The 24,845-nt window shown below is 44.7% G+C and carries 17 protein-coding genes and 1 pseudogene; 9 read left to right on the top strand and 9 right to left on the bottom strand.

Annotated elements, in window-relative coordinates; genetic code table 11:
* Positions 1–322 precede the first annotated feature (322 nt).
* Positions 323–2,599 carry a type IV secretory system conjugative DNA transfer family protein gene (locus tag FYJ73_RS13425; protein WP_154535236.1) on the top strand — a complete coding sequence of 759 codons (2,277 nt, stop codon included), beginning with the start codon at positions 323–325 and terminating at the stop codon, positions 2,597–2,599.
* A gap of 178 nt (positions 2,600–2,777) precedes the next feature.
* On the opposite strand, the gene FYJ73_RS13420 is transcribed toward FYJ73_RS13425, so the two are convergent.
* From FYJ73_RS13420 to FYJ73_RS15755, 4 genes are read right to left on the bottom strand one after another with little or no spacing between them, the layout of a single operon-like run.
* Positions 2,778–3,704: a DUF4249 domain-containing protein gene (locus tag FYJ73_RS13420; RefSeq protein WP_154535235.1), complete on the bottom strand. Its 927-nt coding sequence runs from the start codon at positions 3,702–3,704 to the stop codon at positions 2,778–2,780.
* A gap of 5 nt (positions 3,705–3,709) precedes the next feature.
* On the bottom strand, positions 3,710–6,316 hold the full coding sequence (locus FYJ73_RS13415) for a TonB-dependent receptor (RefSeq protein WP_154535234.1): 2,607 nt from the start codon (positions 6,314–6,316) through the stop codon (positions 3,710–3,712).
* Positions 6,313–6,804 carry a hypothetical protein gene (locus FYJ73_RS13410; protein ID WP_154535233.1) on the bottom strand — a complete coding sequence of 164 codons (492 nt, stop codon included), beginning with the start codon at positions 6,802–6,804 and terminating at the stop codon, positions 6,313–6,315. Before FYJ73_RS13410 ends, FYJ73_RS13415 begins: the two co-directional genes overlap by 4 nt.
* Positions 6,805–6,823: 19 nt before the next feature.
* Entirely contained in the window at positions 6,824–7,327 is a 504-nt protein-coding gene (locus tag FYJ73_RS15755) for a sigma-70 family RNA polymerase sigma factor (protein WP_206081786.1), read from the bottom strand.
* A gap of 157 nt (positions 7,328–7,484) precedes the next feature.
* Between FYJ73_RS15755 and FYJ73_RS13400 the strand changes: the two genes are divergently transcribed.
* From FYJ73_RS13400 to FYJ73_RS13385, 4 genes are all read left to right on the top strand, one after another.
* Positions 7,485–8,537, top strand: a complete 1,053-nt coding sequence (locus tag FYJ73_RS13400) for a DUF4848 domain-containing protein (protein WP_154535231.1) — start codon at positions 7,485–7,487, stop codon at positions 8,535–8,537.
* A 121-nt stretch (positions 8,538–8,658) separates the two neighbouring features.
* Positions 8,659–10,017: a BSAP5b family pore-forming toxin gene (locus tag FYJ73_RS13395; RefSeq protein WP_154535230.1), complete on the top strand. Its 1,359-nt coding sequence runs from the start codon at positions 8,659–8,661 to the stop codon at positions 10,015–10,017.
* A 32-nt stretch (positions 10,018–10,049) separates the two neighbouring features.
* Positions 10,050–11,744: a BSAP5a family pore-forming toxin gene (locus FYJ73_RS13390; RefSeq protein WP_154535229.1), complete on the top strand. Its 1,695-nt coding sequence runs from the start codon at positions 10,050–10,052 to the stop codon at positions 11,742–11,744.
* Between the two features lie 123 nt (positions 11,745–11,867).
* On the top strand, positions 11,868–13,226 hold the full coding sequence (locus tag FYJ73_RS13385) for a leucine-rich repeat protein (RefSeq protein WP_235899379.1): 1,359 nt from the start codon (positions 11,868–11,870) through the stop codon (positions 13,224–13,226).
* Positions 13,227–13,923: 697 nt separating this feature from the next.
* Here FYJ73_RS13385 and FYJ73_RS13380 read toward each other — a convergent pair.
* The 3 genes and pseudogenes from FYJ73_RS13380 to FYJ73_RS13370 form a co-directional block, all read right to left on the bottom strand.
* Entirely contained in the window at positions 13,924–14,232 is a 309-nt protein-coding gene (locus FYJ73_RS13380) for a hypothetical protein (RefSeq protein WP_154535227.1), read from the bottom strand.
* A gap of 46 nt (positions 14,233–14,278) precedes the next feature.
* Positions 14,279–14,893 (bottom strand): hypothetical protein, encoded by a 615-nt coding sequence (locus FYJ73_RS13375; protein WP_154535226.1) that lies wholly within the window; start codon positions 14,891–14,893, stop codon positions 14,279–14,281.
* 47 nt (positions 14,894–14,940) lie between these two features.
* Positions 14,941–15,198, bottom strand: a pseudogene (locus tag FYJ73_RS13370) (tyrosine-type recombinase/integrase); the annotation flags it as partial.
* A gap of 75 nt (positions 15,199–15,273) precedes the next feature.
* Here FYJ73_RS13370 and FYJ73_RS13365 point away from each other — a divergent pair.
* Positions 15,274–15,651 carry an IS66 family transposase gene (locus tag FYJ73_RS13365; protein WP_154535225.1) on the top strand — a complete coding sequence of 126 codons (378 nt, stop codon included), beginning with the start codon at positions 15,274–15,276 and terminating at the stop codon, positions 15,649–15,651.
* Here FYJ73_RS13365 and FYJ73_RS13360 read toward each other — a convergent pair.
* Entirely contained in the window at positions 15,648–15,929 is a 282-nt protein-coding gene (locus tag FYJ73_RS13360) for a sigma factor (protein WP_154535224.1), read from the bottom strand. The genes FYJ73_RS13365 and FYJ73_RS13360 overlap by 4 nt on opposite strands.
* Before the next feature lie 372 nt (positions 15,930–16,301).
* On the opposite strand from FYJ73_RS13360, the gene FYJ73_RS13355 reads away from it, so the two are divergent.
* From FYJ73_RS13355 to FYJ73_RS13345, 3 genes are read left to right on the top strand one after another with little or no spacing between them, the layout of a single operon-like run.
* On the top strand, positions 16,302–16,736 hold the full coding sequence (locus FYJ73_RS13355) for a T9SS type A sorting domain-containing protein (RefSeq protein ID WP_235899377.1): 435 nt from the start codon (positions 16,302–16,304) through the stop codon (positions 16,734–16,736).
* Positions 16,736–22,828, top strand: coding sequence for an FG-GAP-like repeat-containing protein (locus FYJ73_RS13350; protein ID WP_206081785.1), 6,093 nt, complete (start codon positions 16,736–16,738; stop codon positions 22,826–22,828). The genes FYJ73_RS13355 and FYJ73_RS13350 overlap by 1 nt, the downstream gene beginning before the upstream one ends.
* 60 nt (positions 22,829–22,888) lie before the next feature.
* Positions 22,889–23,353: a hypothetical protein gene (locus tag FYJ73_RS13345; RefSeq protein WP_154535221.1), complete on the top strand. Its 465-nt coding sequence runs from the start codon at positions 22,889–22,891 to the stop codon at positions 23,351–23,353.
* 233 nt (positions 23,354–23,586) lie between these two features.
* Here the strand turns inward: FYJ73_RS13345 and FYJ73_RS13340 are convergent, their stop codons facing one another.
* The gene (locus FYJ73_RS13340; protein ID WP_336509614.1) at positions 23,587–24,726 is read right to left on the bottom strand and encodes an IS4 family transposase; all 1,140 of its coding nucleotides are present in this window, start codon (positions 24,724–24,726) and stop codon (positions 23,587–23,589) included.
* Positions 24,727–24,845 lie beyond the last annotated feature (119 nt).

Here is a 24,845-nt window from a genome sequence, read left to right as displayed (position 1 = left end):
AAAAGCAAGGAGAAAACTCTTGAAAGAAGAATTAAAAAGCTTCAAGCAAAGATTCTTCGCCTACAGAATGAGCAAGCTCAATCTGGGCTCAAGGTAACGGATGGCACTGATTAGTTATATAGAAGTAGAATGTATCGGATCACTGATGCATGGCGAACGTCGCAGTTACGCGCGACGGTCGCCACGCGTTAATATGACAACCGACTCAGATAACCGTAACGACCGTTCAGCATCGTAGCAACAGTCAACTCCTAACTCCTAACTCCTAATTCCTAACTCCTAACTCCTTAAAACCGTGGAAGAAACCCGTGAACAACAGCAGATGTACAACATGTTCCGCTCGTGCATCTACCTGATACTGATTGTAGAAATCGTGATGAACCTGCCCGTCACGACCTCCAACTCCATGATTGCATTCGTCCTTGAGCTCTTCCACCGCTTCAAGGTTTTTGACTCAGTGGCTACCTGCAAGGTGATGGAACTCGTCTGTATCACCGTTACCTGCATCGGCACGAGAGCACGGAAGAGCCTGAAATGGAATCTCAAAACCATGGTACTCTATCCTGTCCTCGCCGGAGTAACCATGATAGTCCTGTGCTTCGTCTTTTACGGCATGTCCCTCAATGGCTCCTTTGCCGGTTATCCCCTCAACCGCTGTCTCTATGTTCTCTGTTCCGTTGTCGGTACGATGCTCATTCATCAAGGATTTGATGCCATAGCCCAGTACTTGGGCATGAAGATTGGCGACGATAAATGGAACTTCGATAACGAGAGTTTCGAGCAGAGTCGTAACAAGGAAGAAAACGAGTACAGCGTCAACATCCCCATGGTCTTTTATTACAAGAAGAAGTTGAACCACGGCTGGATCAACATTATCAACCCCTTCCGTGCTACCATTGTCTTGGGTACGCCTGGTTCGGGCAAGTCCTTTGGCATCATCGACCCGTTCATCCGCCAGCATAGTGCCAAGGGCTTTGCCATGATGGTCTATGACTATAAGTTCCCGGCATTGGCCCGCAACCTCTTCTACCAGTATTGCAAGAACCGCAAGCAGGGCACGCTGCCCAAAAATTGTGGCTTCCGCATCGTCAATTTTACCGACGTGGAGTACAGTAACCGTGTGAACCCCATTCAGCGGAAGTATATCCCTGACCTTGCAGCGGCCTCCGAGACAGCTGCAACGCTCTTGTCCTCCCTCAACAAAGGCGGTGGCGAGAAGAAAGGCGGCTCTGAGGCCTTCTTCCAGAACTCTGCCGAGAACTTCCTTGCCGCCATCATCTACTTCTTCGTCAACTTCCACCCGACAGGCTATAAGAACGGCAGGAAGCTCACACGCTATGTCGAGTACGACGGCAGGAAACTGAAACTCGTCACAAGGAAGTGGCGCGACTATAAGGCTTTGGACGAGCGCGGTAACGTGGTTCTTGACTTCACCGACAGGGAGAGCAACAATGTCTCCACCGATGCCGACGGCATGTTCGTCGACCTCAACGGCTTCAGCTATCTCGACCGTAACCAGAAGGAAATCGTCATCACCCGCAGTTGGTACGAGGACGAGGGCGGCAATGAGGTGGAGCCAGACACCATTACGGGCGAGTACAGCGACATGCCCCATGTGCTGAGCTTCTTAGGGCGCAGCTACAGCGAAGTCTTTGACATCCTCATGCAAGACCCCAAAATCATGTCACTGATGGCACCGTTCCAAAGTGCCTACAAGAACAAGGCCAACGATCAGCTTGAGGGTATGGTGGGTACGCTCCGTGTCAATGCTGCCCGTCTTGTTTCCCCTGAGGCTTACTGGGTGTTCACCGGCGACGACTTCGACTTAAAGATTTCCGACAGGAACAGTCCCAGCTACCTTGTCATCGCCAACGACCCCGAAAAGGAACAGGTCATCGGCTCGTTCAACGCCCTCATCCTCAACCGTCTCGTAACACGTATCAACAGCAAGGGCAACCTGCCCGTGAGCATTATAGTCGATGAGCTGCCCACACTCTACTTCCACAAGATAGACCGTCTTATCGGTACTGCACGAAGTAACAAGGTGGCTGTCACCCTCGGCTTCCAGGAACTCCCCCAGTTGGAGGCCGACTACGGCAAGAACGGCATGCAGAAGATCATCACCACCTGCGGCAACATCTTCATGGGTGCGGCCCGCAACAAGGAAACATTGGAGTGGGCACAGAACGATGTCTTCGGCAAGGCCAAGCAGACAAGTAAGTCCATCACCATCAACGACTCAAAGGTCAGCACCTCCATCAGTGAGAAGATGGACAACCTCGTCCCTGCTGCCAAGATAGCCGACATGGCAACCGGTTGGCTCGCCGGACAGGCTGCCCGTGACTTCACTCCCACGGAACGCAGCTCCTTCAGCAGCATCAACCTTGAGGAAAGCCCTGAATTCAAGACCACTAAGTATTTTTGCAAAACCAACTTCAATATGGCAGAGATCAAGAAAGAAGAGTCTCAATACGTTGACCTTCCCAAGATTTACGCTTTCGAGGATGCCCGCCAGAAGGAAGTCATGCTAAACCGCAACTTTGCCCGAGTGAACCGTGAGATAGAAGAAATGATAAAGAGCCTGCTCAACTCTCAGTAAGTTATCACAAGTGATTAAGCATCGAGTCTGGGTACAATATAAATCCCGTAAGTCCTTTTATATAAAGAACTTACGGGATTTTTCATTTCCTCTTGGGAAACATTTGAGAAACATTTCGGAAGTTTCCTCTTTTTACAGATTCAAAACGCTCGCTTGAAAATGAGGCAAATGAGGCTATTCATTTCAGCCATTGAGAATTAACGCATCCGTATCCAGCCACGCATCCGTAACCACCGTAGATATTAGTATATGTCGGTTGGATGAAGGCAAGACCATGCTCTCCTATATCATTATTGTTGATGTCATTGATTGACTTCAGCATATGATAAAACTCCGGTGATAGTGAGAACAGTTCGACACGATAAGCCGAAACGTATACCTGTTCAAGGACACACAAATGCAATGTTACCGCCTGCGATGTCACTTGGGACGAATCAAAGACATACATCAAATGATAGAAGTCGTTCTTTGTGCCAAAGTTGAGTTCTGTGTCAGTCAGTCCGTTAAGCAAAGGCTCAAGGCTTGTCTCTATTTCCTCAGACACACAGCTTACAGAGTCGACCGACTCGAAATACTCCATCCCCTTAACCCTTGCGGCGTAATATTGCACACCATGCGTTTTGTGAAACGCTACCTTAAGTCTTGTATAGTTATCTTCTTTATGGAATATGGTATCCATGGAAATGCTGTCAATGGATGGTGACTCTGGTATTTGTGTCTCCCCCCACGCCTTTGTCAAGTCTAAGCCATCTTGATGACTTGCTGGTTCAACAGACACTCTAACCCTGTCACCTGTCTTGTGCTTACCAATGGCATAATAGGTAAGCACGGGCAGGCCGGAGACATTAGACGAGTCGGCAAACTTTATCTCATCTACCTTGCCGTTGATCAGGCACGTGACACTTATCGTTGCATGTGAGAGGACTGGTGTTTTATGACCAGCCGGTTTAGTAACAGAAATCGTTATGGGAATGGTGTCGCTTGCGCTTGGAAAGGCGTAGATGACAAATTTGGGAGTCTCCCCTTGACGGATGTCGATGTTGTCACCGCAAGACGTCAGCATGCAGAGCGTGATAAGTATGAAGAATAGAACTTGTTTTGTCATTTCTTTCAGAACCTTATAGTATAACTTACCGATGGGATGATAGGGATGTATCCCTTTGCTTTTGCCGCTATGCTTCCGTCGTTGGCCTGCCTTACTTTGGCATATATGGTGTTCAGATGACAGTAGGCATTATATACGCTGACATTCCAGATAGCTTCATGACCCTTTCTCGTGGTATGCTTGAAGTTGAAACCTAAGTCCAGCCTGTGGTAGAGAGGCAGCGACAGGCCGTTGGGCTTACCGTAAATGTAAGTCAGTTCATGATTGTCGTCATCTTCAGGCATCCGTGGGTTAACGGCAGATACCGTAGGAAACGACACACGATTACCGCTCCTCAATGTCAAGGCGGCGAACACTGAGATTTTATTCGTCATTGCGTATCGTATTGTCGTATTCAGTTTGTGACGGTTGTCGAACTGGTCGTAAAACCATCCGTCGTATAGCTCTGGAAACTTACGCTTACTCCACGACAGGGTGTAAGCCATCTGCGCGGTCAACCGTCGCATTCGATACCGTGCCTCCATCTCTATGCCATAAGCCTTACCGCGTCCTTGAGTCACATTCTGTTCCCAGAAGGCGGCAGGAGGCTGCAGGCCCATCCAGTGGCGGTATTGCAGAAGATTGTCAGTAGATTTGAGATAACCCTCAAGGGAAAAAGTGAACTCTGGACTAACCTGCGTATACACCCCAGCGGCTACCTGATGTGATCTGACGGGTGGAATGACGGTAGTGGACGGCGCCCAGAAGTCAGATGGTATATCAAGGAATGTGCTCGCAATGCGGTGAATGCTCTGCGACATGTGGGTATAAGATACCTTGAATGTCAAGGGAGTCACTGGGTGCCAGCGTATCGACAGTCTCGGGTCAAAAGAGTGGAATGTCTTGTCAGACACACGATAGAATGTGCAGCTCGTACCCACACTGGTGTTAATCCAGCGGTTTAGCACAATGTCGTCCTCGGCGTACAACTGAGCCTCGATAGAGGACATCTTCGTGCGTACCGACACATCAGTTGTATCAACATGCTCGCTTGGGTCCCCGAAATAGAACGACTGCATCACGGTCTGAGGATTGAACCTGTGCATCGTGAACGCGCCGCCAAAGCGAAGGATATGCTTAGGGTGAGGAAAGAATGTGAAGTCGCTCTTTATTCCGAGGTCAAGCATCCTAGTTTTGTTGTGGCTAATGTCAAGACTGTTACGAAACCGGATTTCTGGCTCGGGGAAATAAATATCATCCTCACTCATGCTCTGGTTGGTGTAACTGTAAGAAGCTATGAATGACGTGCTGTTTGATAGCCGGTTAGAAAGTTGGAAATCGCCTGCCAAAGTTGCGTTAAGATTGCCCCAGCGAAACTTGTTGTCCGTCGTAGTCTGATAGTCATACCAAGTGTCCTCATCCTTTATTCCATAGTTGTCCATACCGGAATACAAACTAAGCCACAATTTGTTGTTACGGCTGAGCAGATGCGTCACTTTGGCGTTGAAATCGTGAAACGCATAAGTGAACCTGAATTTACTTCCATCGTTCTTTGAGTGGTTGATTATTGCGTATGTTGGCAACAGCAAGAGGTCTATCCAACTCCTTCTCAGCGCTATGTTATAAGATGTTTTGTCTTTTTTGATCGGCCCCTCAAACTGAAGTCTTCCGTCTATGAGTCCTAAAGAGAAAGACCCGTGATGCTCAGTCATGCTGCCGTCTTTTGTCCTGACATCGGTGATGGATGAAACGCGTCCGCTGTATCTTGCAGGGAAGCCAGACTTATAGAAATCAACGTTCTTGATTATGTCTGCGTTGAAAGCGGAGAAAAGACCAAGAGAGTGGTTGACCTGATAGATTGGCGTGCCGTCGAGCAGAAACAGATTCTCATCCGTACTTCCGCCATGTACGAGAAGTCCACCGGAGAGCTCCGTACCTTGTGCTACCCCGGAGGTACGCTGCAAGGTCTTCACAAGATCAGGCGAGCTGAGTAGTGAGAACTCTGTATTGATGTCCTCTGGCCGTAGGGTCAACTTTCCTGTTTGAGTAGTATTCAGTGGTGAGTTGAGATCTCTGCTTACTATGACCTCACCGAGTTCCATTGAACCTTTGATGACAAGGTCATGCCTCGTGTCTTTCTTGATATTTATGCTAAAATTCTTCTGCCTCTGTCCGAACCACGACACGTCTAAAACGTGCACGCCTTTTAATAGTATCAGCGTATAAACGCCCTGTTCATTGCTCAATGTTCCGGTATGTGATACTTTGTCATAAATCGACACATTGACCAACGGCTCACCAAGAGAGTCCCGCGCAATGCCTTTCAAGACGCACCTCTCTATCAAAGGCTTTGCCGTAACCGTCTTTTGTCCTTGGGTCAGCAGAATATTCGAGCCGCGGATACTGTAGTTGATGCCACTCTTTCTGAATACTTCATCGAGAGCCTGACGGAAAGTTAATGTCTTAATGTCACGTCCGTTGTAAGTGATACTAAGGTTTAGGTCTGATTTGTAGAGGAAATGTACATGATGGATGTTTTGCAGCCGAAGCATTTCGCTGTAGACGCTGCTTTTCTGCGCCGATAATTTCAGACAGCAGAAAAGCAGGAGGATATAAAGCACGACAGCCCTCATCTTTTGGTTATCTCTATGCCGAGGGTAGTCTCCAACATGTCTATCGCCTCATTGATATTATGTGCCTCTATCTCTCCAGTCACCATCTTCGTGGTATCGCTCGCTGTCAGACCGACTCCGTAATAATCAGACACTTTTCTGATTGCTGCGTTGACAGGTGTGTGGTCAAAATGGAATAAAACGGGTCCCTTTTTGGTTTTGACAGTGTCGGTCTTTGCCTTTGACACGGTATCAGGTAATGCTCTCTCGATATTTGGTGATGATTTCGGAGAACCGTTGCCAAAGTTTCTTACGACAAACATGGTGGCAGCTACTGCCATGACAGCCGCAAAGGCAATGGATGCAGCCACGAGAAGACGCTTGCGTGAGCCTGACTGTGTGATGCCAGACATGCCTTTAAACTCTTTCCAGGCATTATCAACATTCTTATGCCCAGTCTTATAGTGGTCGACTACAAATTGCAGTTCATCTTCCTTATTCTTTTTCATGTCTTCTTGTTTATCGTTATTAAAAGAATATCATAACATATATCTCATGCGCCTTTTCCCTGAGAGAACGATAAGCCTTGTAGAGATGAGACTCTACTGTCCTTACGGATATGTTAAGGCTGCTGGCTATCTCTACATTCTTCATGCCGTCACGTTTACTCATGAGCAATACTTCACGGCGGATTTGCGGAAGAGAGTCGATTGCTTTCCACAGTTTTGCCTCCCGCTCACTTCGCTCGGACCAGTCGTCGATATCTTCCGCATGGATGTCAGAATCATCAATCTCTGTCTTAACGCTCTTATGGCGTGCCACGTCAATACTTTCATTCCTTACGATTTGATACAGGTAATGCTTCTTGGCAATGATTTCTTCCCCGTCCTTTATCTTTTCAGAAAGCTTGAGAAAACTATCCATGACAACATCTTCCGCTGTGTAAATATCTCCAACATAGTGCATGGAGAACACACACAAGGCATCATAGTTGTCCTTGAAAAGGTCTTCTATTTTATCTGATATAGACATACGCGTTTCTTCTATTGACTGATCTTTCTCAAAATCACTTACTGGATCTGAGTACAAAGGTACAAAAAAATAAATGTTAAAAAAGAAAAGCGAGTAAGTAATAATGCTTTTTTTAAGTCTTAGGGAGTAAAAGACAAAAAATACCAAGAATAATTCTATGATAAAAAAACTTTTTATGGCCTTGTTGTTTGTCATTATGCTGGCAGCATGTGAAAACGACGAACAACTGCCTTTCAAGACAGCAAACTCCTTACCAGCAGTATCTACTGTCATGGTAAGTCATGGGGTAATTGTTAATTCTCAAACAAGAGCCTCGAATACAATGGGACAAGTAGCATTGAGATTCAAAGACTCGGAGTCACTACGTTCTTATAGACAATCTCTTGAAAATAAAACTGAAGAAGAGAAAATCAAATCGGTCGAAGCTTTGGGGGTAAGTACTCTACATGAGATAGCTTTGCAGGCAGATGATGAGCTAGAGGAAATAGGAATCACAGCTATGTCAGAAAAGCAGTTCCGGAATCTGTATGAAAAATACAAGGCTAAATACAACGGCATACTTGTTTCCAATCCATTAGATGAATACGACTTGAGTCTTTATGTGCCGGATGGAGACAATATTGATTCCTATATCGCAAATACTGATGGCGTGTATGTCGTTGGCAACCGGGTTGTCAAAGTTGATCTTGGGAATGATGTTTCTGAGACTATAGTGAATGCGTCTAAAGCTTTCAAGTCCTTAAATAGTAAAACTTTCACCAACTTTTCTGTTTTTAGACCGAACAAGTTTACTCGTGTCTTCTTGCAAGCAAGCATGTCTGACATAAAGGTAAGGGTTCAAATGCATTGTGATAAAAAGATGTGGTATGGTTGGAAAAATGACCCAAACCGTTCGTATTATCTTTCTACAAAACTGAACAATATTACATATCTTGCTCAAGATAGCTTTGGACATGAATCCACGCTCAATTCTTTACCCATGTTTGTTTTTGACAATAGTGACAAGTTAAAATCAGGGGTAGATGTTATCCTAGGTAAGGTTAATGGTCAACGAATAACAGGGACTATATATGCATGGACAGATTTGACGGTGGAATATGATTCGAATAAAAATATGATTATAGAAATTGAAAATGGAATGACACATCCGAAGTGTTTAGTAGAAAAAGCGCAAGTTGTAAATGTAGATCTTTCTTCTGCTAATCCATAGACCAATACACCGATAATTTTGAATCCATAAACAGACCCCTCTTTCTTACAGATAGATTGGTCTTTGTATCAACTGATGCCCTATATGGGCAATAATTTCACAATCTTTTAATAAAAATCACATGGAATTAAAATTTTTAGGCTCACTATTATGCGCAATCGTGCTATTATGTGGGTGTACTGACACGGTAGAGGATGTAAATTCCTCTCTTAAAGTACAGAAGGCACAAGTACCCCTTACCCGTGCAGTACCTGACAGTTCTACATTGGATGATAATCCTAAAGAGTTTACAGTGTCCGAAGAAACAAAAAGAATGAAAGAGTTGTATACTCAACTTCATTCGCAGCATAGACAGGCTCCAGCTGTCCCCGATTACTCGTACGATGATACTTTCTGGGGCAATATGTTCGCTATTCGTGAATTACCTGCAACAATAAATGTTCGCGCCACATCGACAAGTGGCTCAACAAATGGATACGTCTACCTCTATTGCGCAGGAAAGGGAAAAGAAGTGGTATTAAATGGCTCGAATGATCCGATAAAAAATCGTTTCTATATTAAGGTCCTTCCCGCATCGACTGGAATACCTTACCTAATCTATTCAGAAGCCTCAGGCACCCCTTTGTCTGTCGGTTACTATACAAAAAAAGCAGACGAAAAAATATTAATGGCAGCAAAGGAAGAGAATATTTCTTTAGCGAGCACAGGCTGGGATCTGCTTCGAACAAATTCTAACAAGAAATATTATGCTATTCAGAGTGAAAACTATTTGGGACAATCTGATCCGAATAATTCTTGGTCAATCTTCTATTATGTCCTCGAGGCTGTAAGTGGAAATAAGATTCGTTATGCCAAAAGAATCGCAAATAAAGCACAACAAGAATTTATGATAACACCAGATACAAAATTCGATATTATATCTTTGGAGTATGATGTCGTATCGCCTTCGATAAGCAAATCGACTTTTTCCAAAACAGTGACTGTAAAAAACACATCTTCTCAACAAAAGAATATAAATGTTCCCTTTGATTTCTATGAAATAGAAAATTCATTTTTTAATAGAAGTTCATGGAATGTTAATTTGAATTTCAGTAATCCTGGAATCAAGTTTGAACGACCATCAGTAATACGCGGAAATGTGGTATCTCCTGAAACAGATTCACCAAAAGACGCACTCTTCTTAAGTAATGGCTATCAAAATATAAACAGACATATCACGTATACACACCCAATCCGATGCAAAGCCTCTTCTGTAGCAAAGGTCACGCTAAAATTTATTAAATATAATATAACTGTTAAGTATACTGCAAAAGCCCAATGTACAATTGATGGAAATGTCCGTGAATGTATCCTCAAAGGAACATGGTCAGGCAGTGTAATTGAAGATCCAACAGAAGTAAAGCCAGAAGAGACGATCATATATTCGCCTCTTGATTCTGATGGAGATATAATTCTGAAAAGAACATCGTCCAGCCGTTAAAGTTGTATATACTTCAAAATTAAACCATATTTATGAGCAAGTTATTTTGTTTATTAACAGGTATACTATTCATAGCCATGATGAATAGTTGCTCCAACGAGGAGATTGCACTTCCTTTAGAAAACGATAAATCTCTGGGGGGTATTATTCTTCAGGAAAGATCTAACTCGCTACCCAAAGCTATAAACATGCCTTTCATAGCAACGAGTGAAAGACGAACACGAAGTGTAGTAACCAATGGAGATCTGATTGGAGACTCAGAGGCCCTTCTTGGTTATTCATATACAGTAGGAAATTCTATACTTGGTTCTATGGAAAACGTAAAATTTCCAATTCTAGATCTCGACAAGATTAAATCAAAGTACCCAACTTCTATTACAAGAAAACAATTAAACTCAACTGATAACTACACTTTTTCATACAATGGAATGTCACGGTACGAGGCTAATAGCCAAGTTTCAAGAACTGTAAAAGCTGGTTTCGGATTAAATTTAGGGCTGTTCAAGGTAGGTAGAGAGAAGAAAATGACAGAACTTTTCAAGTCTAGTTATTCTTCTGAATCTAATCGTGTTTATGGTGAATTAAATCTGGAAATCAAAGGAAGTCAATATGAACTCTTGACGACGGCAGATAAGAGGAAAGTTTATGCCCGAGAATGCTTAAGCGAGACATTTCTTACAGACCTTTACAGAGGAACCATTGGAAATCTTATAGATACATATGGACCATTTGTTCTTAGAAGTTATATTACAGGAGGTAAAGCTACTGCCCTCTATTCAGGCAAATCTGCTAAAGGTACATCGTCCGAAAGTAGAGAAAAAGGCTTAACGAATGATATTAATGCCTCTTTTACGTGGAAGTCAAATTCTGCCTCCGGTAATCTATCCTTTGGTAAAAATACTGGTTCTGGTAGCTCGTCACAATATGAAACTCAAGAGACAGAAATCTATTTAGAGACATTTGGAGGAGATCCTGCACATCGAGTAATTGTTGCCCCACAAAAGCTGGAAAACCTTTCAGTAGACCTGTCCCCATGGCTCAATTCTCTTAGTAATCGGAACACTTATACAATAATAGACATTACTTCTGGTTTCAAAGAAGGAGAGGGTGGACTATATCCTATGTCTGATTTTGTATTGGAGAAAAACTTTCGATTCAGAATGGACGATACGACGAATGGATTTCTTGAATCCCTTGTTGAGGTCCAGGATCCTAGGATTGAGATAGTAAAAGTCCTGGCTAGAGTTACATCCTCAGGAGAAAAATTGTACGAAATCGCGGCAATCCTAAATACACGTCAGGGAGACAAAATAGTTCTTAGTGATGGTACTTATGCCAAAGCTTCTGATTTAGAATTACGAATGAACAACAACAAGCAGACCATGATGGCTAAAGTCCAAGAAATCTTTGCACAGAAGAAAACTATATTTCAAGGGCTAACTTTTTCAACAAATTACAATACAATATACAATCCAGATGTTCGCAAACCATTATGTATTCGTATGGATGGTTTTGATGAAGGTAATATGGCTCTATTTGAAGACCCAAAGTCAAATATGAGATACATTTATGATTCTTCTAAAAAAATAGCATTCTCATATCTTTACGATCCAGAGTATGAAGACGAAGTTCTGGATTATTATGGCATAAGGGAATGGGTAGGATCACTCCCCAAGCGTAAAATATCTATGATGATGCTTCAGAACTATACGGTAATAGGACTCTAAATGAAGTAAGAGGGGGAAATTGGTCATTTTCCCCTTAAAATAATTTCTTCCAAACAACAAATTGAATAATCTTTAAATATGCGACAACTCCTAAAAATATTATTGGTATTGATATCAATGATCATGATGGCATGTCATAGTGAAGAATCGGAATTGGGTATATCTTGGTCGCAAGAATCAGCAAGAGTACTCCAATCTGGAATTAAAAATGACTATGAAAGGAAAATCATTGTTCTTGATTTTTATACTGACAATCAAGTAGATGTTTCCGTTTCATCTAACGAAACATGGATCAAGCCATCCGTTACTATTAATAATAGAAATGGCAAATTGACTATTGAGATTATGGAGAATCCAGGCATCTCATCAAGGGAAGGTGAAGTTACTCTTGTCGTTCAAGGGAAGACTGTTATTGTCAATATTTCCCAAACTGGTTCTCCAAAGGTGTTTGCTGACAAAGATTCCTATTACTTAAAATCAGATAAAGGGAATGTAGTAGTCCATGTAAAGGCGAATGGAAAGCTTTCTGCAGAGATTTATCCTGCGAATTGTGAATGGGCAAGAGTGATAAAAACGACTTCTTGCGGTGATAATGAATACGTAGTAAATATTGGCGTAGATAAAAATGAAGGATTAGGACGAATTGCATCTTTGAATTTTAAGATTGACGGGAAAACTGCAATACAAGATTGTGGGCCTTGTTTGATACAGGAACCTACTACATTCGCGGAGAAAACCACCATTGTCACCAAGAAGCCTGGTTGTTTACAAGTGCTTATGGGAAATGACATAGAAAATCTACGGCATATTAGATCGCTTAAATTGGTGGGAGTCATTAATGGTCTTGATTTTATTATGCTGAAGAAATTATTCCTTGATAAAGAAGAAAGCGTAGAGCAGTATCCCATAAATATAGATCTTTCGGAGTGTAGTATAATTGCAGGAAATAAGAATCCCTTTGAATATTTTGGATGGCTACCGTCCACGACATTTGAAGAAATCTTTATGTATGATGAGATTCCAACTGGTATATTCAATAATGCGGTTAATCTGAAGCAAATTGTTCTTCCTAACAATCTTAAGATTGTAGGTCGTTCTGCCTTTAGAGGATGCAGAAACCTAAAAGCTATAAATATTCCTGATTATGTAGAGGAAATTAACAGCAAAGCATTTTATAATTGTGTAGGTTTGGAAGAGATCAACCTCACCTCTAATTCTTGTCTATCTTCAATAGGGAATCAAGCATTCAATACAAAATCTGTTTTGAAAGATCTGACAATTCCTGCAACTGTCATCAATGTAGAAACAGAGGCTTTCCTTGGATGTTCTGTATCTAAGCTACATCTTAAATGGCAGGAACCGTTAGAAGTACGCATTGTTCCAAAAACAGAAGGTTGTACACTTTGTGTACCAAAAGGAACAGCAGCTATATATCGCAGCACGCTTAATTGGTTAAAGTTTCAAAATATCATCGAAGAATAGTGTAACTGTGGGGATTTATTCCAACAGCAAATATGTTGTCCATGAGTACAATACTGGAAGCATAAGATTTGGTATTGACGTTAGATAATTTATCAGAAGATGAATACTATCAGAAAGTTAATAATATTTTCATTCTGCATTCTTTTCATGTCGCTAAATATATCTTGTGAAGACACGGAAGACATGCAGGATCAAATGAACTGTGTAAAATACAAAGTCCACAATAATAATCCCATAGCTCACATGAGCATCTGGGATGGCGGCGATACACCCGTAATTGCAATAAACGATTATGAAACGACTTTTCATACTAAGAGTTACTCCACTGAATTGATTGTTACATGCAAGGAAGACAAGAAGGCAACGATAACTATACAATTATTTGTTAACAACAAATTCATTCGTGAAGTTTCTGGCACCACTCCTGTAGAACTTCATTATAGGTTAAAATAATCCTTCGCCATATCTATTTGTCAAGATTAAACAACGGTAATCTGACTTCACATGCAAATGGAAGGATAAGCAATGATTTTTAACCCAACTCTACGATTTTCTCTTGGCAAGCAAAACCTTTGAAAACAGGGCAACAACTCCATAAAGCTTAAGCGAATCGTGGGCTTTCACGTATAAAGAGCAAAGCCTCACAGACGAGACAGTATTTCAACTGCCAGTCTGTGGGGCTTGTCTCTTTCTATGGCTACTTATCGGAAGCCGGAGTATACTTGATCTCACCGCACTCCCACTTCTTCCATGAATTAGGATTCATCTCCTTCATGTAGTGGCCCCAGTTCACGAACTCCTGATAGTCTTTCTTTTGCTGCTCCACTTCCTTCACTTTGTCGCCGAGCTGCGCATTGCGAAACCAGAAGAGAACAGTGAAGCATGTGCCGAAAGCAATGGAGAATACAAGCGAGAGAATGTAATAGATGCGGTGCTTGTAGAACTTTTCGAGCAGTGCCTCATGCTTCTGCGACAGGTTTGCATGGAATAATGTGATTAATAACAAATGTGAGTCTTGGATAATGTGATAATAATATAATGTGAGTCTACTTCTACTTTATCCGTTGCAGGACGGCCTTGCCGAGATCGGTAAGGTGGAGAGTCTGGTTAGGGCTGCGCTTAGGAATAGATTCATTCCAGCCCATTAAACCTAACTTTACTAACGTAGTAATATATCTGTCTCTATTATATTTATGATAAGTTAGCCCTGCCTTCTCAAGTAAAAGTCTGGATGATAAATCACGACCATTAAGAGTTTCAAGTAACCCAGTTACTGACCCAGCTGCTGACCCAGCTTCCGACATAGTCGGATTCAATTCTAATATATTGGTATTGAATGCTTTATCCATATATGCGATGGCAGCTTCTACATCACTTTCGACATAGCTCTGACCTAGCTTAGTAACCCAGTCTTTACCTACTACATTGCCATTCTTATCCACCATAAGCTCGTCCGTCACAAAATCTCTGTGGCAAGGGATAGAAATAATGAAATAAGTTCTATCGGGGTCGTCATCCTTACCTCTTGGATAAATGACGATGTCCATCTGTGTGCCAGGGAAGAACTTCTCGGGATGATAGGAGAACATCATCAATGCGACATTCTTCACTCGCTCGTTTTCTATCGGCCCGCCGAGCAACTTCTCTATATTTATAGGTATAGCCATAGAATGCTACAAAAGTACAATTTTATTTTCGTTTTCCCAACGTTCCTTCAAAGTTTCAGCTCCGGCAGACTGTTGATGGCATCCTCTTTCAGCTTGTCAACGGCACGCGTGTAGTTCTCCGTGTGTTTCAGTCCGCTATGACCGAGCAGACTGGCAACGGTCTTGATGTTGGCTCCATTGTTGAGGATGTTGACAGCGAAGGAATGGCGGGCACAGTGCCAACTGATATGCTTGTCTATGCCGGCACGCTTCACCCACCGCCTCACCGACTTACAACAGCTCTCGTAAGACGGGAGGTCAATAATGGCTCATCCCAGAGGAGCGTGCCTCCTGCCAGAGGCTCAAGAAAAGGCTATCTGTGACTTGTCGCCAGCAAAGCCCTGAAACTGTCGTATTTTATATACGACGGCGGATCAAGGTCGGAGAAGGTCATACTCGAAGAGCTTGCCAACTACCACGGCTATGTACAGTCCGACGGCTACTCTGCCTATAAGAAAATGGAGACTGACGTGCATAAGGACATACGGCGTATAGCCTGCCTGCAGCATATCGAGGCGCAACTCCTTGTTCTTCATTACGGACGAGGGGGCAGGCGGGGAGCCATGTTCTACTCGCTGACCCTGCCGTGCATGCTCAATGGCATCGACTCCTTTGAATATTTTACGGATGTTATAGACAAGGTCGCACGAATGAATCCCAAAAGCCCAATAGAGAAATACCGGGACCTGCTGCCGGACAGATGGACTAAGCAAGATTAGATAGTTATGACCCCATGGCAAAATATGTCATGGGGCTTATTTTTTTGAATGCTGACGCAAACCTGGAGACGCTTACTTTCATTCCTCACGATTTGATACAGGTAATGCTTCTTGGCAATGATTTCTTCTCCGTCCTTTATCTTTTCAGAAAGCTTGAGAAAACTATCCATGACAACATCTTCTGCTGTGTAAATATCTCCCACATAGTGCATGGAGAACATACACAAGGCATCATAGTTGTCCTTGAAAAGGTCTACTATTTTATTTGATATAGACATACGCGTTTCTTCTAATGACTGATCTTTCTCAAAATCACTTACTGGATCTGAGTACAAAGGTACAAAAAAATAAATGTTAAAAAAGAAAAGCGAGTAAGTAATAATGCTTTTTTTAAGTCTTAGGGAGTAAAAGACAAAAAATACCAAGAATAATTCTATGATAAAAAAAACTTTTTATGGCCTTGTTGTTTGTCATTATGCTGGCAGCATGTGAAAACGACGAACAACTGCCTTTCAAGACGGCAAACTCCTTACCAGCAGTATCTACTGTCATGGTAAGTCATGGGAAAATTGTTAATCCAACCTTGCTTCTATAATAAAAATATTAATTTCGGAAGACAAAATTCTATTAACATAATGATTAGAATGAACATGAGAAAATTTCACTTATTGTTTTATTTGACTTTGTTGCCAATCGTATCTTCTGCACAAGACAGAATTGGGTACAGTTATGACGCCGCCGGCAACCGTGTCAAACGTGAAATCGTCATGCCTGTCCCGAAAGCTATGGCGAAGCAGCAGACCTTTGCCGCTGACGGTCAGACTTTCACCGACATGCTCCGCGACCATACCGTGAAAATATACCCCAACCCCACGGAGGGGGGCCTGCAGGTCAGCATTTCCGGCCTGACGGGTACGGACAAATGCTCGCTCGGGGTCTACACCTCCCAGGGAGCCCAGGTCTTGACGGAGAATGCCAGGACTGGCCATGTTGACATCAACATCAGCAATCAGCCTGCGGGTGTCTATCTGCTCAGAATAACCATTAACAATCATTCAACGACATGGAAAATCATAAAGAAATAATGAAGTCATACTTCACGCGGTCTCTTCTTTTCCTTTCGTCACTTGGTTTGCCGGCCTGCATCCATGCGGCCGACATGCCGGAGTCTTCAGTCGGGACTCCCGTGGGTGCCGTCTCCGTCGGCAATTCCGGAGCGGCCGTCTACAATTTGAAGATAGATGTCCCCGACGGCGGTTCCCTGACCCCCCAGATAGGCCTGTCCTACAACAGCCAGTCCGGTGGATATGGGCTTGCAGGCTATGGGTTCAATATAACAGGGCTCTCTGCCATCACCCGGGGAGGGCACGACTTGTTCCATGATGGCAGTCAGGCAGGAGTCACCTATACGGCAAGCGACAACCTGTTCCTTGACGGCAAGCGTCTGATTCTCCAGTCGGGCACGCCCGGTCAAGAAGGAGCTGCCTATACAGTAGAAGGGGATCCGTTTACAAAGGTTGTCGTACATGGCAATTACAGCAATAGTACAACAACGACGTGGTTTGAGGTGACGACCAATACCGGTATGACCTACCAGTACGGCAATTCTCCCAGTTCCAAGATAGCCTACAAGAACAAAAGCGGCTATTCGCGCATCGCCTCATGGTATGTCAACAAGGCAACAGACAAATACTCCAATTACATCACCTACGAGTACTCCGTCAGCAACCTGAGCATAAGGCCCGCTGCCATTACGTATGGCACAAATTCGGCCAAGAGCCGTGGGATAGTCAACAGGGTCAGCTTCGCCTACCAGAGCCTCGGGGGGAATGCAAGGCCGTTTGCCATCGAGGACCAGCAAGGAAAGACGGACATGTGCCTTTCGTCCGTTACAGCGACAAGCAACAATTCCGTATACCGTAAATACACGTTTGCCTATAATGACAACTCAGACCAGTCCAACTGCAAGTGGACCCGCCTTGTAACGGTCGAGGAGTCCAACGGACAGGGAGAAAAACTTCCTCCCGTCAGGTTTACCTGGCAGTACCTGCCTTCCCCTGCCGTCCATTCATCGCGGCTGGATGTACCGACAAAGGATGTCAACAGATTCGTGGAGGAGACCAGCAGGCAATTTCTCTCGGCCGACCTCAACGGGGATGGCGTCAGTGACATCATAAGGGTGTCACCTGTGAAAGTGCAGACGGCCATCCTGCCCGGCGGCGGCAGCTGGAACTACTATACTTATGTATATGTCAGCAGAAGCAAACTTTCATCTGCAGGAAACGTGACCTATGAATCCCCTCTGGTCTATACGTTGCCCTCTGGCATATCCATGGATGTCATCAAATCCATGTTTGGCGGGGCATCGGTCACTGACTTTGACGGCGACGGATACAATGATCTGGTGTTCCCGTTCCAAAACACGGCAACGGGTTACTGGAACCAGGCAGTCTTCTACATGGTTCTGGGAAGCGATGTGGCAGCCGGAAGGGGTGGCGGCACCCATGCTTTTGCCGTAAACCTCCAGTCGACAGACAAGGCTCCCTTGTTCACTACCCTTGATGTTGACGGCAACGGCAAGGATGATGTCGTGTGCGTGGAACAACGCAGGAAGGACAGCTACTATCCAGCAACAATAGTACAATATGCCGGTGGGAGCGCACTAAACCGTACAGAAGTAAAACTTACTCTGCCGCAGGGGATAAGCAAAGACATTGAAAAGGTTTTTGTCGGCGACTACAACAACGACGGACGCTCCGACCTGATCCTGCTGTATGAGGGCGGCTATAAGATCTACTTCAACAACGGAGGGACTGCCATTGCATCGGCATTTACCGAGAGCAAGACAAAGTCGGGTACGGACCTTGGCAATCATTGGCGGATCCAGCAGGGCGACTTCGACGGCGACGGTCTGTCGGATTTCGTTTACAATAAAACGGGGGAATCTTTTTTATGGATAGCACACAACAATGGCGATGGCACTTTCACCCATACAAAAACTATAGACACCGGCGTTGCAGACCATGCATCCAACAAGGATGACGCCAGATTCTCCCTGATGACCTGCGACATTGACCATGACGGCCGCACTGACGTGCTGGTCTGCAAGGCCGGGTACAGGCACCGGGGTTTCCCTAAATTCAAGAATGAATATACAGACACACAAGTCAGGTGGCTCTATTCTACAGGGTTTGGCCTGAAATCAGCCTATAGCTATACAAAGAACCGTGAAGATGATGCAAATGAAAGTTCCATCTTCCTTGGCGACTTCGACGGCGACGGGTACCCGGAACTTGCAAATTACGGCAGCACTCTGAACGGCACCGACAACACTTTCAGTGAGAAAATCAACATCTACAAGTCGGGATATGACCTGTCGCAGGTTGGGAAGATCACAGGCATAACGGATGGCATGGGCAACAGCAGCTACATCCGGTATGCGAGTGCCACAAGCCCTGCGGTCTACAAAAAGAGCATCAAAAGCACATATCCTGTCAACACCTACACGCTGCCGCTGTCTGTTGTGGCACAGATGACGGGCGACAACGGGGCTGCGGGCAGCCAGACGACCAAATACTTCTATGAAGACCTCAGGTTGCACATCGCAGGCAAGGGAATGCTTGGCTTCAACACGGTGACCAGCGAGAACGTGACGCTGGGAACAAGGGAAGTGACCAGCATTGCCAAATGGGACGAGAGCCTCTGGATACCAGCGGAGGTGAAGACCCTGAGCTCGGTGGGAAACAACACGGCCACAGCCGTGTCAACCTATTCCGTCGCCAAGTCCGGCAAGAATTACTTTGCCTATGTGTCCAAGAAAGACATGACCGACCTGGATGGCAACACGGCCACCACAATTTCCAGCTATGACGCGGCAAAGGGCGTCATTCTCGACGAGACCGTGAAGAACGCCGGCGACAGCATGTACAAGAAGGTGGCCTACTCCGGCTACCAGAACAAGGCCGGAGTATGGTTGCCCACCACTTTGACCATGACGCAGAAGCATGCTGACGACCCGGCACCCTATACAACCGTTACGACCTACAGATATGATGGCAAGGGCAACGTAATTTCTTCTACCGTGAACAGCGGGACCAATATGGCACTCACGACCACGTCAACCTACGATGCGTATGGCAATGCCCTTTCATCGGTCACCACGGGAAGCGGAGTAAAAACAATAACAAAATACAATGACTATGACGCATCGGGGCGTTTCGTCATCAAGAGTTATACCAACCCAGCCTCTGCCGTCAACACCTTCACGTATGACCTGTGGGGCAATGTGCTGACGGAGAGCGACGCCACGGAGCCCTCCAATGTCCTGACAACAAAATATACCTATGACGGATGGGGGAGAAAGCTGACCGCCCTGCAGGCTGACGGCACACAGACCACCTATGAGATTGGCTGGGGCACTGCCGGCAACAAGAAATATTACACCAAGGAGTCCACCACGGGCAAGCCTTCTGTGACGGTATGGTACGACAAGGGAGGCCATGAGGTCTTGCAGGAGACGTTTGGTGCCAAGGGTATGCCTGTTTCGAAGGCTACGGCCTATAATGGCAAGGGGCAGGTTTCACGTGTCGATAACAAGACGGGAAAGCTGACCATCACGCAGACCCTCACCTATGATGAGCGCGGAAGAGTCGTCACGGATGTGCTGAGCTCCGGCAAGTCCGTCTCGTACTCATACGGCAACCGCTCGGTCACGACGTCCACGGCAGGACGCACCTATGTCAAAACTTCCGACGCATGGGGGAATGTCGTCAGGTCAACCGATCCCGTCAGCGAGGTGGAGTACCGGTATTCTTCTATAGGGAAGCCAAGCAGTGTGAGGACACAGGGCTCTACCGTGACTATGGCCTACGACGCCGCCGGCAATCAGGTGACCCTAACAGACCCGGATGCGGGAACCTCAAATTACACATACGCAGCTGACGGCACCGTGCTGACACAGACAGATGGAAGAGGTGTCAGGACGACCAACAGCTATGACAACCTGGGCCGTTTGGCATCTACTCAAATCGGACAGAAAACCATAGTTTATACTTATGGCACTGCAGGCAACGAAAAGTTGAGACTGGTCAGGCTGGCTTCTGACAACAACTCAGTGGAGTACACCCATGACAAATTCGGACGTGTCGTTGCGGAGAAGCGCAGTGTGGACGGACATGGGACCTATAGCTTCTCATACGCATACAACAGCAATAACCAGCTGTCCAAGACGACATATCCCGGTGGCCTGGAAGAGTCGTACCAGTATGACGGTTACGGCTTCAAGTCACAGTCGGCCATAGGCGACAAGGTTATCTATAAGGTAGAGAGCACTGACGGTCTTGTAAGCAGCACATCCTTCATGGGGAAACTCACCGCCATGCAGACCCGCGATGCACGGGGATATGAAAGCAACGTGAAGATCATGCGCGGTACGAGCGTCCTGGAGAGCTTCGACGAGACCTACGATGGGGCTACCGATAATCTGTTGTCACGCAGGAGAAACAACAACCCGCAGGAATCCTTCGGCTACGACAATCTCGACAGGCTTGTTTCCGTGAAAAGCGGGGCGGTTGAAACCATGAAGATAAGCTATGCCCCCAACGGCAACATCCTCTTCAAGACGGGGGTGGGCAACTTCTCTTACGACAAGAATGTCCGTCCGCATGCTGTGACGGAGGTGGAGAACGCTGACGGGAAGATACCGGGCGATGCGCTGACCACATCTTTCAACGACTTCGGAAAGATCCAGCTGATAGAAGATGCGGGCAAGAGTCTCAGGATGGACTTCAGCTATGGCCCGGATCAGGAAAGATGGTATTCGGAGCTGTCAAAGAACGGCACGGATGTCAGGACCACGGTCTATGCCGGTGAATACGAGAAGATAACGGAGAACGGTGTCACGCGTGAGTTCTACTACCTCGACGGCAACACCATCGCCATCCGTGAGAACGGCACGGTGAAGAATTATCTTGCCTTCACGGACAATTTAGGGAGCATCCTCTGCGTTATGGATGAGAACGGCACGAAGGTCTTCGATGCCTCCTACGATGCGTGGGGCAGACAGACTGTTACGCTCAATACCATAGGCTTGCACCGAGGCTACACGGGGCATGAGATGCTCAGCGAGTTCGACATCATCAATATGAACGGTCGCTTGTACGACCCTGTTCTCGGCCGCTTCTTCAGCCCGGACAACTATGTGCAGATGCCCGACAACAGCCAAAGCTTCAACCGCTACAGCTATTGCCTGAACAACCCGCTGAAATATACGGACCCGAGCGGTAATCTCTTCGGCATTGACGACGCCATCATAGCCTTTGCAGCTTTCAATATGGCCAGCAGCATGATGCTGGCAGCCTTTGAAGGTAAGAGCGTGTGGAAGGCCGGAGCACTTAGTCTCTTGTCGTCCGGTGCGAGCTATGGTATAGGAGAGCTGTTCAAAGGGGCGGCTGCTACCTTCGGCAATGAGCTATTGCGGGCAGGAGCCCATGGACTGGCGAGTGGAGTCATCTCAGCCTTGGACGGCGACAACTTTGCCAGTGCCTTCGTCTCGGGTGCCGCAGCATCCGGCATGGGATCGTATGCACAAAGTGTAGATATGAACACAGGGCTTATGGTCGCCTCCACAACTGCTATGGGCGGTGTAGTAGCATGGAGCATAGGCGGTGATTTCTTGGAGGGGGCAATGCAAGGGATGGCAATAGGTGTACTTAATCATAAAGAACACGACCCTGTGAACAGAGGGCAACTATTTCATGGCAAAAATGCACGTGAAAGAGCATATAAATATATGAGGAAACGTTCTGACAAAATGGGTTACGAATTGAGTGCTGCATACTTAGAGAACGGAGATGTACTTGTTTTCAAAGAAAAAGGAAATACAGAAACACGGTCTCATAATTATTTTGTTAAAAAAGATGGCAAGTTAATGGTGACTGTCAATGGAACAACAGTAGCTACCTCAGGCTCAGTACACACACATCCATATGTAGAAGGAATTAATTCTTTAGACAATCCTTTGAGTGTTTCCATCGCAGATATCAAATTAAGTACCAATTTTGATAATACACTCGATATACTGGTCGTGAAAACTGGCAACGGAATTCAAAGCGGGGTTTATCGTGTAGGCACAAATGGCAATAGCTTGCAATATCCACAATTAAAGTATACTTTTTAATATATGTTACGTCATTTATATCTTTTCAGTTTCATAGTTGTTCTTCTTATCTCGTGTAATATGAACAGCAAGCATTTAGTATCTAATATTGAAATAGAAAACAAAGAATTAAAACAGGCAATTTTAGAATATGACAGTATAATACGTCATGAACCTAAATTACTTGCAGATATTTCAAACAGTAGCTATCTACTTACTGTCTACGAGAAGAATGTCAACGATTCTGTGACAAAGTTTGCGATAACCTTCAGTCTCGATACTTGGCTTATGCAAGAGGAGCCTATTTGGCTTGCTGATGTAGGCGGCAAGACTGTTGTTTTCTATCCATCAAATACTTATAGGGGAATATTGTCTACAAACAAAAAACTTCATAAGGAAATATCACAAAGATATTTTCCAAAGGAGTATAAACTCCTTGCAAAAGGGAAAAAACTAAATGATTTTGTCACTAATGACAGCCCATCGTTAGTATTAACCTTCGTCAGAGAAAAACTTGTTGCAAAGAGAATGTCAAGGGGAATTTAATTGCCATATTATGGATTCGAATGGAATATATTTTTGAACAAGCGACTTATAAGAACTGCGGTCTATGTCAGTGAACACTACAAGATAACGGAAAAGGCGGCTCATAAGTGGTTCTCTTGCAGGGAGCAAATGCAAGGGATGACAATTGGGCTGTTCAATCATACAGCGTATAATGGGAAACACTAGTGTCCACTTAAATCCTTTAACATTCGGCTTTGCTTACTGATTGTAACTTACCATTCGTCGAAGGGTATTTCTAACTGAATATATTTGTTGGTGTTAATTATCTCACGTTTATTTTCAAGAAGTAATTCTTCTTGACAACTGCTTAACAGCTGTCTCAGTGGCATCTTTATCAGTAGTGAAGTCGATAAGACTCTTAGTACCTCGTATGTTGTCATTTCCTCAGCCATTTCTGTCTCTATGATAGACACAAGGCAATAGGTTGTGATAGCTGCGTATACTTGAATTTTTACTGCATTCTCTGTCGTGCCATAGAATTCCTTTATGCGTAGATGCTGCTTCATCCATTTGAAGAAGAGCTCAACGCTCCATCTGTATTTGTACAGCAGGGCTACGTCTTCCGCTGACACCTCAATGTTGTTCGTGTAAAAAACGAAGGTACGGTTCTTCTCTTTGTCATAGAATACGATTCTCCGCAATGGCTTAGAATATTGCTTCTTGGTCTTTTGACCGGTAAGCTTAATCAAAGTGTCTGACATGACCCCCGTCTTAGGATTGTTGTATCGCTTATCTTCTACTACTTCGTAAACCATCCTTTGTTTTTCTCTCACAACGAAGAATGCCCCAACCTTGTCAATGGCATATAATTGCTTTGTGTCCATGTATGCACGGTCAAAGATATAAAAACTGTCCACCTCATATGGAATCTGATCCATGACTTGCGAGTCGTGTATTTCCGCGCCAGTGATTATGGCAAACGAAGGAATGCTGTTCTTGACATCAAATAGTGTATGTACCTTTACGCCACTTTTTCCGTGATGAAGCTTCGTCCACCAAAACACAGACAAACATAAAGATATAGTGGTAGAATCAAACGCATACACATTGTTGCTAATGAAGAAGTCCTTTAAGCCTGTGCGTTTCTCTCTTGCTATTGATATAAGTTTGAGTGCATACTCCTCAAATATTCTTGGGTCGCGTTGCTCGTTGGCTTTGGACAAGTTGCTCCTCGATACGTTGGCTCCAAACCCGAGGTGATGAAACATATTGCGAAAGGGAGCGAGTGATGTCACCAAGTCTCTTAGACTTTCTCTATTGGAGAGTTGACCGTATATCAAAACAAGGAGATGATTCCAACAAGTGAATGACTTTACCCACTTATTGCCGTCATATTTATTTACAACCTTAATTCCGCAACACTATAATTTAACTTTATTTATAAGTTCCTGAGCAACAAAAAGTTGCCCAGGATTTTGCCATGTCAGAATTTTCACTTATCTTAGTGTTGCAAAAAGAAAACAAGCAAAAC

This window comes from Hallella mizrahii (assembly GCF_009695775.1).
Classification (GTDB): domain Bacteria; phylum Bacteroidota; class Bacteroidia; order Bacteroidales; family Bacteroidaceae; genus Prevotella; species Prevotella mizrahii.
This window is presented reverse-complemented; position numbering and strand designations above follow the sequence as displayed.